Origin of the sequence: Stenotrophomonas sp. ASS1 (genome assembly GCF_004346925.1) — a bacterium.
In the GTDB taxonomy this organism is placed as follows: domain Bacteria; phylum Pseudomonadota; class Gammaproteobacteria; order Xanthomonadales; family Xanthomonadaceae; genus Stenotrophomonas; species Stenotrophomonas maltophilia_A.
Genome location: NZ_CP031167.1, coordinates 3,181,845 through 3,195,903, shown reverse-complemented (window position 1 = coordinate 3,195,903; position 14,059 = coordinate 3,181,845). Strand labels below are relative to the sequence as shown.

11 protein-coding genes are annotated in these 14,059 nt (G+C 66.3%); 6 read left to right on the top strand and 5 right to left on the bottom strand.

Features of this window, described 5'->3' with window-relative positions; all coding sequences use genetic code 11:
* The first annotated feature begins 65 nt into the window (after window positions 1-65).
* The 6 genes from MG068_RS14955 (at window position 66) to MG068_RS14930 (ending at window position 6,131) form a co-directional block, all read left to right on the top strand.
* Window positions 66-1,310 (top strand): DUF418 domain-containing protein, encoded by a 1,245-nt coding sequence (locus tag MG068_RS14955; RefSeq protein WP_132810565.1) that lies wholly within the window; start codon window positions 66-68, stop codon window positions 1,308-1,310.
* A 3-nt stretch (window positions 1,311-1,313) separates the two neighbouring features.
* Entirely contained in the window at window positions 1,314-2,564 is a 1,251-nt protein-coding gene (locus tag MG068_RS14950; protein ID WP_132810564.1) for an NAD(P)/FAD-dependent oxidoreductase, read from the top strand.
* Complete coding sequence (gorA, locus tag MG068_RS14945) at window positions 2,561-3,919, top strand: glutathione-disulfide reductase (protein ID WP_125893984.1); 1,359 nt, start codon at window positions 2,561-2,563, stop codon at window positions 3,917-3,919. Before MG068_RS14950 ends, gorA begins: the two co-directional genes overlap by 4 nt.
* 188 nt (window positions 3,920-4,107) lie before the next feature.
* Window positions 4,108-5,028, top strand: a complete 921-nt coding sequence (locus MG068_RS14940) for a DMT family transporter (protein WP_132810563.1) — start codon at window positions 4,108-4,110, stop codon at window positions 5,026-5,028.
* Complete coding sequence (locus MG068_RS14935) at window positions 4,935-5,363, top strand: MGMT family protein (RefSeq protein ID WP_489686035.1); 429 nt, start codon at window positions 4,935-4,937, stop codon at window positions 5,361-5,363. The genes MG068_RS14940 and MG068_RS14935 overlap by 94 nt, the downstream gene beginning before the upstream one ends.
* 93 nt (window positions 5,364-5,456) lie before the next feature.
* Window positions 5,457-6,131 carry a rhomboid family intramembrane serine protease gene (locus MG068_RS14930; protein ID WP_132810562.1) on the top strand — a complete coding sequence of 225 codons (675 nt, stop codon included), beginning with the start codon at window positions 5,457-5,459 and terminating at the stop codon, window positions 6,129-6,131.
* Between the two features lie 212 nt (window positions 6,132-6,343).
* Here the strand turns inward: MG068_RS14930 and MG068_RS14925 are convergent, their stop codons facing one another.
* The 5 genes from MG068_RS14925 to MG068_RS14905 form a co-directional block, all read right to left on the bottom strand.
* Window positions 6,344-7,927 (bottom strand): phytoene desaturase family protein, encoded by a 1,584-nt coding sequence (locus MG068_RS14925; RefSeq protein ID WP_132810561.1) that lies wholly within the window; start codon window positions 7,925-7,927, stop codon window positions 6,344-6,346.
* Between the two features lie 77 nt (window positions 7,928-8,004).
* Entirely contained in the window at window positions 8,005-8,499 is a 495-nt protein-coding gene (locus MG068_RS14920) for a VOC family protein (protein ID WP_132810560.1), read from the bottom strand.
* Window positions 8,500-8,625: 126 nt separating this feature from the next.
* Window positions 8,626-10,632, bottom strand: a complete 2,007-nt coding sequence (locus tag MG068_RS14915; protein WP_049460715.1) for a M13 family metallopeptidase — start codon at window positions 10,630-10,632, stop codon at window positions 8,626-8,628.
* A gap of 308 nt (window positions 10,633-10,940) precedes the next feature.
* Complete coding sequence (locus MG068_RS14910; protein ID WP_049398732.1) at window positions 10,941-13,043, bottom strand: M13 family metallopeptidase; 2,103 nt, start codon at window positions 13,041-13,043, stop codon at window positions 10,941-10,943.
* A gap of 188 nt (window positions 13,044-13,231) precedes the next feature.
* A complete protein-coding gene (locus MG068_RS14905; protein ID WP_132810559.1) occupies window positions 13,232-14,053 on the bottom strand; it encodes an SEL1-like repeat protein in 822 nt (273 codons plus the stop codon).
* Window positions 14,054-14,059 lie beyond the last annotated feature (6 nt).

Below are 14,059 nucleotides of genomic sequence, written 5' to 3'. Positions count from 1 at the left end.
TTCGGCGGGCCGTTGCGTTTGTGGAACACGGCGCGGCCATCCATGGCGCGCAGGCCGGCGGCATAATGGCGGACCTGCCCGACGGACGCCCTGTGAACGCCGCTTCTCCTTCCCTGCAGCCGGTGGCTTCCGGCGAACGCATCGCCGTGCTTGACGTGCTGCGCGGTGCTGCGCTGCTGGGCATCCTGCTGATGAACATCGAGGCCTTCAGCGGGCCGCTGGACCTGGCGTTCACCGGCATCGACGTGCATTGGCAGGGCATCGACTACTGGGCCGATGCCTTTGTCTACGTGTTCGTGCAGGGCAAGTTCTTCACCCTGTTCTCGTTGCTGTTCGGTGCCGGCTTCGCGGTGATGGCGCAGCGCGCTGAGGCCGCCGGGCGCGACTTCACCCCGTTCTACCTGCGCCGCAGCGCTGGCTTGCTGCTGATCGGTCTGTGCCATGCACTGCTGGTCTGGTCCGGCGACATTCTGGTGATGTATGCACTGATCTCGTTGCCGCTGCTGGCGTGCCGCGAGGCGCCACGCAGCTGGCTGTCGTGGATGGGGTTGATGGTCTACCTCGGCGGTGTGGCGATGATGCTGCTGGTCGGCGCGATGGTGTCGATGGCTTCGGCCGAAGATGTGCAGGGCATGCTTGCTGAGGCGCAGCGGAGCATCGAGCTGCAACGGCAGGTGTACGGGCAGGGCAGCTGGGCGCAGGCCAATGTGCAGCGCCTGAGTGAGTTCGGTACGTCGATGGGGGCGCTGCTGATCACCGGCCCGGAAGTGCTGGGCATGTTCCTGATCGGCAGCTGGTTCGCCGGCAGTGGCGCGCTGGCGACGCCGGAGCGCTTCCCGCGCCTGTACGCGTCGCTGCGCTGGATCGCACTGCCGCTGGGCCTGCTGGTCACGCTGCTGGGGGTTGCCTGGAAACCCTACCTGGCACCCGGTGCGTACAACCTGCCGGTGACGGCGGCGATGGCCATGGTCACGGTTGGCGGGCTGCCGATGTGCCTGGGCTACCTGGCGTGGATCGTGCACTGGCGCATGCGATTGGCCTGGCTGGCGCCGGTGGGGCGCATGGCGCTGACCCATTACCTGGCGCAGTCGCTGGTCTGCACGCTGCTTTTCTATCACTACGGACTGGGATGGTTCGAGGTGATGCCGCGCAGCGTGCAGCTGCTGTTCGCACTACTGCTGTTCGCTGTGCAGGTGGGCATTTCGCACGCGTGGTTGCGCCGCTTCCGTTTCGGGCCGATGGAATGGCTGTGGCGTGCGATGACCTACCGGCAGTGGCCGCCGATGCGGCGCGGGGCCGGGCAGGGCTGATCGATGCAGGGCGCGCGCGAGGATGTGATCGTGGTCGGCGCCGGTGCCATTGGACTGGCCGTCGCGCTCGCGCTGCGCGCACAGGGCCGGCAGGTACGCGTGATCGACCGTGGGCGTGTCGGCGGCGCGACCTCGCATGGCAACTGCGGCACCATCACCCCCAGCCACGCGCCGCCGCTGCCAGCGCCTGGTGTACCGCTGCGCGCGCTGCGCTGGATGCTCGATCCGCGTGCACCGTTGTACGTACGTACGCGCCTGGACCCTGCATTGTGGCGCTGGCTGCTGCAGTTCGGCGCGCGCTGCAACGCACGTGACTGGCTGCACGCCACGCGGGCACGCGGCGCACTGTTGAATGATTCACGGCTGCGCCTGGCCCACTGGGTGCAGACGCATGCGCTGGACTGCGAATTCGATACCCGCGGTCTGGACTACGTGTTTGGCGATGCCCGCAATTTCGATCACCACGCCGCTGAGTGTGAGGCACTGAACGCGCAGGGCATCGCCACGGCGCGCATCGACGGCGCCGACTATGCGCGCGACAATCCAGCTTTCCATGATCGCATTGCCGGCGCGATCCACTTCCCCGGCGATGCGCAGCTGCGTCCGGACCGCTACACCGCCGAACTGGCGCGCGTGCTGCGTGCACAGGGCGTGGTGATCGAGGAGCAGGCGGACATGCAGGATTTCAGCACCGACGCGCAGGGTGTGCGCGTGCACGTCGGCGAACGCACGCTGCACGCACGCGAGCTGGTGCTGGCCACCGGACCGTGGTCGCCGCGCTGGGCACGGCAACTGGATCTGCGCGTGCCGATCCAGCCCGGCAAGGGCTATTCGCTGACCTGGTCGCGACCGGCGCAGGCGCCGCAGCGCCCGGTGGTGCTGAAGGACCATTCCGTGTTCGTGATTGCCTGGCGCGAAGCGTTGCGACTGGGCGGCACCATGGAATTCGCCGGTGCCGAACCGCAGCTGCGCACGGCCCGCCTGCAGGCCCTGCAGCAGGCCGCCGACCACTACCTGCGCGCGCCACGCGGTGCGCAGCTGCAGGAGCAGTGGTGCGGGTGGCGCCCCATGAGCGTGGACGACGTGCCGTTGATCGGCCGCGCGCCTGCGCATCCTCACGTCTGGCTTGCAGCGGGGCATGGCATGCTCGGCATCAGCATGAGCGCCGGCACCGGCCAGCTGATCGCCGATCTCGTCTGCGGCCGCACGCCAGCGATCGATCCTGCCCCTTACCGACCCGAGCGATTCCGATGAGCACTGCACCCTATGATTACGACCTGATCGTCCTTGGCGGCGGCTCCGCCGGCCTGGCCGGTGCGATCCGTGCCGCGCAGCATGGCAAGCGCGTGGCAATGCTGGAGCCCGGTGAGCTGGGCGGGACCTGCGTCAATGTCGGCTGCGTGCCGAAGAAGGCGATGTGGCTGGCGGCCGACCTGCACGAGCGCATCGGCCTGGCCAGTGCGATGGGCTTCGATGTTCAGGCGCGCCCGGCGCTGTCGTGGAAGGAACTGGTGATCCATCGCCAGGCCTACATCAGCAACATCCACACCAGCTACCACAAACGCCTGGATGAGACCGGCGTGGTGCGCATTCCGGCGCGCGGCCATCTGCTCGATGCGCATACCGTGGCCTGCAGTGATGGCGTGCGTTACAGCGCCGAGCACATCCTGATCGCCACCGGCGCGCACCCGCTGCGTCCAGATATCCCCGGCGCGGAACTGGGCCTGGTCTCCGATGATTTCTTCGATCTGCGTGCGGCACCGGCCGAGGTGGCGATCATCGGTGGCGGTTACATCGCGGTGGAGCTGGCCGGACTGCTGCAGGCACTGGGCAGCAAGGTGAGCCTGCTGGTGCGTGGCCAGCGGCTGCTGGATCGCTTCGATTACGAGCTGACTGATCAGCTGGCCGAGAACCTGAAGCAGCAGGGCGTGCGCATCCATTTCGGCTATCGCCTGCGCGAACTGCAGCGCGATGGCGAACGCGTACGTGCGTTCGGCCATGACGGCCCGCTCGACAGCGTGTTCGACGCGGTGTTCTTCGCCACCGGCCGCCGCGGCAACAGTCGTGATCTGGGCCTGGAAGCGCTCGGCATCGGCATTGGCGAACACCAGCAGGTGCAGGTGGACGAATGGCAGACCACCAGCGTGCCGAGCGTGCACGCGGTGGGTGACATCGCCGGCAAGGTCGGCCTGACCCCGGTGGCGGTGGCTGCTTCGCGACGGTTGATGGATCGCCTGTTCGGTGGCCGCCCGCAGTCGAAGATGGATTACGAGAACGTGGCCAGCGTGGTGTTCTCGCACCCGCCGCTGGGTGCGGTGGGCATGAGCGAGGAAGAAGCGCGCGCGCGTTTCGACCAGGTGAGCGTTTACCACAGCCGTTTCCGACCGATGCTGCAGGCGCTGGCCAACGGTACACAGCGCAGCCTGTTCAAGATGGTCTGCGCCGGCCCGGAAGAACGCGTGGTAGGTATCCACCTGCTGGGCGAAGCGGCCGACGAGATCCTGCAGGGTTTCGCGGTGGCGGTGAAGATGGGCGCGACCAAGGCCCAGTTCGATGACACCGTGGCGATCCACCCGACCTCGGCCGAGGAAGTGGTGTTGATGCGCTGACCTGCGGTTGCTGCGGAGCCGAGCCCGTGCTCGGCCGTCGCTCTTTGTAGAGTCGAGCCATGCTCGACTGCGGTGGAAAGACAGTCGAGCTTGGCTCGACTCTACAAGGCGGGCACCGGACGGCTCCGTGCGACAATGGGCGCCCCCACGCTTTCCCGGGCCGCTCCGAGCGGCCCGCCGTCGTCCTGATGTCCAATCCCGCTTCCCGTATCGCCACCGCCTCCCCACGCATTGCGCTGGGGGGTATCGGCCTGGCCGCGATCGGCGCCATCGCTGCTTCTGGCAAGGCGATCATCGTCAAGCTCGGCCTGCGTCACGGCGTGGATGCCACCACGCTGCTTGCCCTGCGCATGCTGATGGCGCTGCCGCTGTTCGTACTGATGGCGCTGTGGGCCGCGCGTCGGGCCGAACCACTGTCCTGGGCCGACCGTGCCCGCGTGCTGTGGCTGGGTTTCACCGGCTACTACCTGTCCAGCCTGCTCGACTTCCAGGGCCTGCAGTACATCAGCGTGACGCTGGAACGGCTGATCCTGTACTTGAACCCGACCCTGGTGCTGCTGATCAACGTGCTGCTGGCGCGCCAGCGGCCGGGCCGATGGCAGATCGGCGCGCTGGTGCTGAGCTATCTGGGCGTGCTGCTGGCGTTCGGCCATGACCTGCAGTGCGAGGGTGGACAGATCATCGTTGGCAGCCTGCTGGTGCTGGGCAGTGCGCTCAGCTATGCGCTGTACCTGTTCGGCAGCGGGCAGGTGGTCGCGCGTATCGGAGCGGTGCGGCTGACCGCTTACGCCAGCTGCGTGGCCAGCGTGCTGGTGCTGCTGCATTTCGCGGTGACCCATCCGCTGCCGTTGTTGTGGCAGGCACCGGCGCCGGTGCAGTGGTTGTCGCTGGTCAACGCCACCGTGTGCACGGTGCTGCCGGTGCTGGCGATCATGCTGGCGGTGCAGCGCGTGGGTTCGTCGCTGGCCGCGCAGGTCGGTATGCTGGGCCCTGTTTCCACCATCGTGATGAGCCTATGGCTGCTCGACGAACCGATGGGGCCGGCGCAGATCGCCGGCACCGTGCTGGTGCTGATCGGCGTTCTGCTGGTGACCCGCCTGCGGCGCTGACGCCGGAGCAGGCGCGTGCGCGCATCCTGGCGGTGATCCGCGCGATCCCGGCGGGGCAGGTGATGGGCTATGGGCAGGTGGCGCTGCGCGCGGGCCTGCCCGGGCGTGCGCGCCTGACCGCGCGCATCCTGGGCCAGAACGACGACCCAGACCTGCCCTGGCATCGCGTGCTGCGTTCAGATGGGCGCATTGCCATGGAGGAAGGTTCGGCTGGTTGGCGCGAGCAGTCACAGCGGTTGCGCGCCGAGGGCGTGCGGGTGGAGAACGGCCGGGTGCGGATGCCGGCGGCTGATCCGGCGGCAGCACTGGATACCGCTGTGTGGGGTCCGGGCTGAGCACCGCTGGCGACTGAACAGGCCGCGCCTGCCGGTCGCCAACAAGACACGGTGCTGCGGCTATGATGGAGGCCGTTCCATGCCGGTGCTCCCATGTTCCTGCGACTGCCAACCGTCACCAAGGCCCTGCTGATCGCCAACGCGATCCTGTTCCTGCTGCAGCAGCCGTTCCTGCTCGGCATGCAGACCTTCGAGCCGTTCATGCTGCAACCCCTGCAGCAGGGCTTCGACGCATTCTCGCCGGGCGGCAACTTCCAGCCCTGGCAGCTGCTGACCTACGGCTTCCTGCATGGCAGCTTCGGCCATCTGTTCTTCAACATGCTGGCGGTCTTCATGTTCGGCGCGCCGCTGGAGCAGACCTGGGGCGAGAAGCGCTTCCTGCTGTATTACCTGGTGTGCGTGGCCGGTGCCGGTGTCTGCCAGCTGCTGGTGGGTACGCTGCTGGAAAACCCGGCCACGGTGCTGGGCGCTTCCGGTGGCGTGTTCGGCCTGCTGCTGGCCTACGGCATGCTGTTCCCCAACCAGCGGGTGATGCTGCTGTTCCCGCCGATCCCAATGAAGGCGCGTACCTTCGTGATCCTGTTCGGCGTGGGCGAGCTGGTGCTGGGCATGACCGGCTGGCAGCCGGGCGTGGCCCACTTCGCACACCTCGGCGGCATGCTGTTCGGCTGGTTGCTGATCCGCTACTGGCGCGGACAATCGCCGTTCAACAAGCGCCGCCCGCCCGGCCCACCGAAGCGCCCGAACCATCTGCGCAGCGTGAAGTGAGGCGCGATGCGCCTCGCTTCACGCGGGTAGGTGCCAACCTTGGTTGGCACGCTTTGAATGGGATCATTTGACGCTGTAGGTGCCGACCGTTGGTCGGCACGCCTTGTCCCACGCGGGTAGGTTGGCACGCTTTGAATCGGATCATCTGACCCGGTAGATGCCAACCTTGGTTGGCGTCCGCTCTGCCACTCTGTGCCAACCAAGGTTGGCACCTACCCATCCTGCAACACCACCTGCGCGGCATTGTGCCCGGGTGCACCAGTGACGCCACCACCGGGATGGGTGCCCGCACCGCACAGGTACAGGCCGGGCAGGGCACCGCGATAGCCGGCTTGGCCGACCATCGGCCGTGCCGAAAACAACTGGTTGGCACTGAGCGCACCGTGGAAAATGTCGCCGCCGACCAGGCCGAAGGTGCGTTCCAGATCCAGCGGCGACAGCACCTGCCGACCGAGCACGCTGCCGGCAAAGCCGGGCGCATACCGTTCGACGGTGGCAATCATCAGGTCCGCCACAGTCTCACGGTGATCATCCCAGTGGCGCCCGTCGGGCAGTACCGGCGCCACGTGCTGGCAGAACAGGCTGGCCACATGCTGCCCGCGCGGCGCCAGTGAATCATCCAGCGTGCTCGGAATCAGCATCTCTACGATCGGTTCGCGCGACCAGCCTTCGCGGCGCGCATCCAGCCAGGCGCGGTCCATGTAGTCCAGGCTGGGGGCCATGATGATGCCGGCGCTGAGGTGATCGCCGGGGCCGGGCAGGGCACGGAAGTTCGGTAACCGCGACAGCGCCACGTTCATCCGGAAGGTGCCGGAACCGCAGCGCCAGTTCGTCATGCGTTCGCGTGTGGCAGCGGGTACCTGCGTCGGCTCCAGCAGCTGTTCGTACAGCAGCTTCGGATTGACGTTGGCCACCACCGCGCGTGCACGCAGGGTTTCGCCGTTGACCAGTTCCACCCCCACGGCGCGGCCTTGTTCGGTCAGTACCTGTTGCACACCGGCATCCACGCGCAGTTCGGCCCCGGCCTCGCGCGCCGCACTGGCGATGGCCTGGCTGATCGCGCCCATGCCGCCGATCGCGTGGCCCCACGCACCCTTTACGCCATTGCACTGGCCGAATACGTGGTGCAGCAGTACGTAGGCACTGCCCGCTGTATACGGGCTTGCGTAGTTGCCGACGATGCCATCAAAGCCGAACAGCGCCTTGATCGGCTCGCTCTCGAACCAACGGTCCAGGTACTCCGCCGCCGACAGCGTGAACAGGTCCAGCAGTTCCTGCCGCAGTGGCGCATCCAGCGCCGCCAGTTCGCGGCCGAGTTTCCCCATCTGCCATAGTGCGGGCAGCGCACGCCAACCGCCTGCTACACCCAGGTCGGGCGGCGCGCGCAGAGCCCATGCGCGCAGTACGTCGGCGAAGATTTCCAGGCGTGCCTCGTACGCGGGCAAGTGCTGCGCATCCCGCTCGGAGAACTTCGCCACCTCGGCCTGAGTGCGGCCAGGAGCCGACAACAGATAGCGGTCGTCGGGCAATGGCAGGAAGTTGTTGGCCGGGCGCGCGACGATGCGCAGCCCATGCGCATGCAGCTGCAGGTCGTCGATCACCTTCGGCTGCAGCAGCGAGACCGTGTACGAGGCGACTGAGTTGCGGAAGCCGGGATGGAATTCCTCGGTGACCGCAGCGCCGCCAAGAACGCCGCGACGTTCCAGCACCAGCACCTTCTTTCCGGCACGCGCCAGATAGGCCGCGCAGACCAGGCCGTTGTGGCCACCACCAACGATGATCGCATCCCAGGTCATCTGCACCTCGGAAAAAGGGGGCGGAGGGGATTAAGTCGCAATTCGCATGGGGGCACCGGCAATGGGGAAAAAACGACTTAATCCCCTCCGTCCCCTTTTTTGATCGCTGCTTCGATGGTGGCGATGTCGATCTTCTTCATCGGCATCATCGCGTTGAATGCGCGCTTGGCCAGTGCCTTGTCCTGGCTGGTCACCGCTTCGATGAGCATGCGCGGGCTGATCTGCCAGGAGATGCCCCAGCGGTCCTTGCACCAGCCGCATTGGCTCTCCTGGCCACCGTTGCCGGCAATCGCATTCCACAGGCGGTCGGTCTCGGCCTGGTCCTCGGTCTGGATCTGGAAGGAAAACGCTTCGCTGTGCTTGAACGCGGTGCCGCCGTTGAGGCCGACGCAGGGGATGCCGCAGACCGTGAATTCAACGGTCAGTACGTTGCCTTCCTTGCCGTCCGGATAGTCACCGGGGGCGTGATGCACGGCGGTCACCGCGCTGTCGGGCAGGATACTGGCGTAGAAGGTGGCGGCCTCGAGTGCGCCGTTGTCATACCAGACACAGATCGTGTTCTTGTGTGCCATGTCGGGGCTCCACGTTGGACGAAGCCGCAGCGATAGCATGCGCGGTGTTAATCCGGGATCGTGCTGCACCTGCAAAAAAGGAGGGCGCCCGAAGGCGCCCTCTGCGTTACCCGTGTGGCAGCTGGATCAGCGCCAGACCTTGATCTGCTCGGCTTCACTGCGCTGCATCGGCTGGCCGGCCTTGCAGCTGAAGGTGGCGCCGAAGGCCGGCAGGTTGGCCAGCGTGCCGTTGCTGCGCCACAGGCCCGGTGCACGGATGTCGGCGGTCAGGCGACGTACGGCCTCGTTCGGCGCCAGTTGCTGCGCCCACAGCGCAGACCAGGCGCGGAAGAAGCCCTGCTGCTGGGCCTGCTTGGCCTTCGGCTCCTGCGCGACATACGCCGCCCAGGCCAGTTCCAGACCGGCGATGTCGGCCAGGTTCTCTTCCTGGGTGAGCGTGCCGTTGACCTTGGCACCCTTCACGCCCGGGAAGTCGTAGGCGCTGTACTGCGCGGCCACGCGGTTACCGAGCAGGGTCCAGGCGGTCTTGTCGGCCGGGGTCCACCAGCTGCGCAGCTCGCCCTTGGCGTCGACCAGCGCACCCTTGGCATCGATCGCGCGGGTCAGCTCATGGCCGACCAGGCCACCGAAGCTGCCGAACTTGTCGGCAGCGTCGGCCTTGGCGTTGAACACCGGGCCCTGCAGGATCGCGGCGGTGACGATCAGGCGGTTCTGGGCCAGATCGTAGGCCAGCGACGGCTGCTGCGGCAGCACGTCCCAGCGACGGTCGGCGTTGCCCTTGCCGATGCGCTTCATTTCCTCGCGATGGCGCCAGGTCGAAGCAATCAGCATGTTGCCACCGAACGAACCGCGGCCCATCGGCTGCACGCTGTAGTCGAGGTCGCGCAGCGGGGTGCCGATCTCGATCTTCAGCGCAGCCAGCTTGGCCTGCGCTTCGGCCTTGGCTTCGGTGCTCATCCAGCTGCTGTTCTTGACCGCTTCGATCTGCACTTCGCGCACCTTGTCGACGATCCACGCCGCCTGGCGACGATCTTCGGCGGACAGGTAACGGGCAGCGTATTCGCGACCGACCATCGGGCCAGCGGCTACGTTGATCGCCTCCAGCACGTCTTCCCAGCGCTGCGGCGGCAGGGTTTCGCCACGCAGCACGCGGCCGCGGAATTCGAACTCGGCATCGCGGTAGGCCTTGGACAGGTACGGTGCCATCGAGTCGCCCACGCGCCAGCGCAGGTAGGCCTTCCACTGGTCCGGCTTGAGCTTGGTGACCATGCCGTCGAGCTGCTTGAACAGGCCCGGGTCGGCCAGCGAGACCAGGTCGTCATCCACGCCCTGTGCCTTCAGGAAGGCATCCAGCTGCAGGTTGCGGTAGCGGCTGTTGAGCTCCTTGGTGGAGATCGGCGCGTAGTTGTTGAACGGGTTGTTGATGCCGGCCAGCGACTGCGCATTGCGTGCCAGCTCGGTTTCCAGCGCGATCACCGCCTGCGACTCGGCATCCAGCTTGGCCGCCGGGGTGCCGGTCAGTGCCAGGATCTGCTTGACGTAGTTGCGGTAGCGGCCCATCAGCGCCACGGTGTCGGCGTCGGTACGGGTATAGAACGCCGGATCCGGCAGGCCCATGCCGCCCTGCATGAAGTAGCCGATGTGACGGTCCAGCGCTTTCAGATCGACGTCGGGGCCGAAGTTGAATGCCACCGGGATGCCGACCTGGTGCAGTGCGGCGATCGAGGCCGGCACATCCTTGGCCTTCTTGATGGCGTTGATGCGGGTCAGCAGCGGGGCGATCGGGTTGGAGCCGTCTGCTTCCACGGCCGCTTCGTCCAGGCCACTGGCCCAGAAGTCACCCAGCAGCTTCTGCACGTTGCCCTGCGGCGCCTTCATCGCTGCGTCGAGCAGTTCACGCTGCTGCTGGCGGCTGCGGTCGACCAGCTGGCCCAGCGCGGTGGTGGCGCCGGTCTGCGGCACCGGGTTGGCCTTCAGCCAGCCTGCATTGGTGGCGTCGTAGAAGTCGCTGCACTGGGCACTGACAGCCGGGGCACGCGCGGCCTTTTTCTTGGCGGCGAAGGCATCGTGGGTCGGGACCAGAGTCGCCAGGCTGATGCCCAGGGCGATGGCAAGCGGACGGAAATTGGGCATGTGGAACGAATCCGTGATGGATTGAGGGCGCGCGCACTATAGCAAGCCGCGCATGGGCGCGGCATGCACGCATCACGGCGCATCCGCCGGGTATGGCCCGGCGCTACCGGGTGTGTGGCATCGACACCGCATGCACGCATCACGGTGGCTCCGCCGTGCCGTGCGCCGACCAAGGTCGGCATCTGCCAATGGCGTGGGCCTGCACAGGCGCAGTAGATCCACGCCATGCGTGGATGACGGGCGCCGCAAAAAACAAAGGCCCGGGAGTTCCCGGGCCTCTGCAGGTCTACCTTGGCATCAGCCAAGGCTTACCAGATCACCACCTGCTGCTCGCCGGCGCGGGCCATCGGCGAACCGGCCTTGCACTGGAAGGCCGCGGCAAAGGTCGGCAGGTTCGACGGCGCACCCATGGCTCGGAACTGCGCCGGCGCGTGCGGGTCAGTGGCCAGGCGGACCTTGGCGTTTTCCGGGGTGTACTTGGTGCGCCACACGGTGGCCCAGTTGAAGAAGAAGCGCTGGTCGCGGGTGAATCCATCGACCTTTGCATCTTCCTTGCCGGCGGACGCCTTCTGCAGGGCGTCGTAGGCGGTAGCCAGGCCGCCCAGGTCGGCGATGTTCTCGCCCAGGGTCAGGTGACCGTTCACGGCCTGGCCGTCGACCTTGTACTGGTCGAACTGCTTGACCAGCTTGCCGGTCAAGCCTTCGAAGTTCTTCTTGTCAGCGGCGGTCCACCAGTCTTCCATGTTGCCGGTCGGCCCGAAGCGTGCACCCTGGTCGTCGTAACCGTGGGTCATTTCGTGGCCGATCACCGCACCGATGCCGCCATAGTTCAGTGCGTCGTCGGCCTTCGGATCGAAGAACGGCGGCTGCAGGATGGCGGCCGGGAACACGATCTCGTTCTGCAGCGGGTTGTAGTAGGCGTTGACCGTCTGCGGGGTCATGCCCCACTCGGTCTTGTCCACCGGCTTGCCGATCTTGGACAGGTTGAACTTGTAGTTGAACTCACTGGCTGCGCGCACATTGCCCAGGTAGCTGTCGCGCTGGGTCTGCAGGCCCGCCCAGTCACGCCACTTGTCCGGGTAACCGATCTTCGGGGTGAAGGTTTCCCACTTGGCGATGGCCTTGGCCTTGGTTTCATCGCTCATCCAGCTCAGGCCCTGGATGCGTTCCTTCAGCGAAGCGGCCAGATTCTTCACCAGCTCTTCCATCTTCGCCTTGGCTTCCGGCGAGAAGGCAACCTTCACGTACAGCTGGCCGAAGGCTTCACCGGCGTCGTTCTCGATGGTGCCCAGCACGCGCTTCCAGCGCGGCTTCTGTTCCTTCTGGCCATTGAGGGTCTTGCCGTAGAACTCGTAGTTCTCCTGCACGAAGGCATCGGCCAGGTACGGCGAGGCGCTGTCCACGGTGTGGAAGCGCAGGTAGGCGCGCCACACCGACGGATCGGTATCGCCCAGCGCCTTGCTCACTTCCTCATGGAAGGCCGGCATGGCCAGCGAGAACTTCTCCGGCGCGGCTACGCCCTGCGACTTGAAGAACTCGGTCCAGCTGAAGTTCGGGGTCAGCTTGTCAGCGTCGGCCAGGGTGACCGGGTTGTAGTACAGCTCGACGTTGCGCGACAGCTCCACGCGCGACTTGGAGGCCTTGGCCAGGCGGGTCTCGAACTTGACCACGTCCTCGGCCTGCTTGGCAGCGTCGGCAGCGGCGACGCCGGACAGCTCCAGCACCTTGGCGACGTGTGCCTGGTAGGCCTTCAGCTTGTCGGCGTTCTTGGCATCGGTGTAGTAGGTGCTGTCCGGCAGGCCCAGGCCGCCCTGGCTGGCGTAGGCCAGGTTCACGGCCGAGTTCTTGAAGTCGGCTTCAGCGCCGAAGCCGAACAGGACGTTGTCACCCTTGGCCGCGCTGCTGCGCAGGTAGTCGGCGATGGCCGCCTTGTCCTGCAGGCCGTCGATCGCGGTCAGGTCGGCCTTCAGCGGCTCGATGCCCTGGGCATTGATCTTGGCTTCGTCCATGCCGGTGGCCCACAGGTCGCCGACGATCTTCTCGATATGGTTCGGGTTCTTGACCTGCGCGACCTGTTCAGCCAACTGGTGCTGTACGGCCACCGAACGCTCGTCGAGGATGGTGAACGCGCCCCAGCTGGTGCGGTCGCCCGGAATTTCATTGGCGGCCAGCCACTTGCTGTTGACGTAGTCGCCGAAGGCGCCACAGGCGTCCTTGCTGGCATCCAGATCGCTGGGCTGGAAGGCGTTGTAGGCCGGCAGCTTGCTCTCGTCCAGCGTGTAGTTGGTGGCTTCGGCCGCGGCCGGCGTGGAGGCGGTGGCATCCTTGGCCGGGGTTTCGTTCTTGCCGCAGCCGACCAGCGCGGCCGAAACGGCCAGGGTCAGCAGCACGATCTTGGGAGTACGGGTCACTTTGATGGCCTCCAGGCCGAGTGAGTCAGGGAAGGGCCGCGGGGACGGCCGTGGGCCGAACAATACGCCGCCGGCCTGCCCTGCAAGGGTGTCGAAGGTCATGGCCGTTGGCAAGCACGCACGACGTGGCGCACGCACTCGGGCAACCTGGCAGGATCGGCACAGTGCGATGCCTGCCAGTGTGCTGTTCAGGGCTTTTCCGGGACGGGCTGCTTTGTTGGTTGCAGGTCGTCAGTAAACGGTTCGTTGGCATCCGGATCGGGTGGAACATCCGCGATCCGGGTCCTGCGTTCAGGTTCGCCCTTCACTTGGCTGAGTGCGCCGACGTCAACTCGGGCAACCCTGGGTTTTGCCCAGATGGCATCGTGCCATTGCTGATACTTGTCCGGATCCCAGTAGCGATCGTCATAGAATTTGCTGCCGTCTATCTCTTCCGGACCGGCCGGACCGGGGACCATGATCCGTAGATTGCCGGCAAATCCGGTGCGGCTCCCGGTTACTGCGCGGCGCTCACGGCGCAGCACGGTGGCGATGCGTGGCTTTGCAGCGGAATCCCCGAATCGAGCGTAGATGGCTTCACCCTCGACTACGGCGTGGGAACGTTGCTCTGCCGTCAGCGCGGCCCAGTAGCGCTCCCGCAACTCGACAAACCCTTCGTAGCCTCGTTCGGCGGCGAGATCCATCCAGGCATAAGCCAGTGCGCGATCAGCCGGGGTGCCCGAGCCATTCCACAGCATTTCGGCAACCATGGCCTGCGAAGGTTTGTCTGCATAGAACGCGGCACGCTGGAAGAACTTGAAAGCGGCCTCCTGGTCGCCTGCATTGCGCTTCTCCATTCCCAGAAGGCGAAAGCGCAGGTCCGGATGGCCGCTGAGGAACCCGGCGGTGATCATCAGCGGGTCGCTGGTCGGGTCGGCAGGCAGGGCCAGCGGCTTGCTTTCTGCCGCTTGGCTCTGCATGGGCGCCAAGGCGAGCATCGGCAACAACAGTGGCAGTGTCCAACGTTTCACGCAATC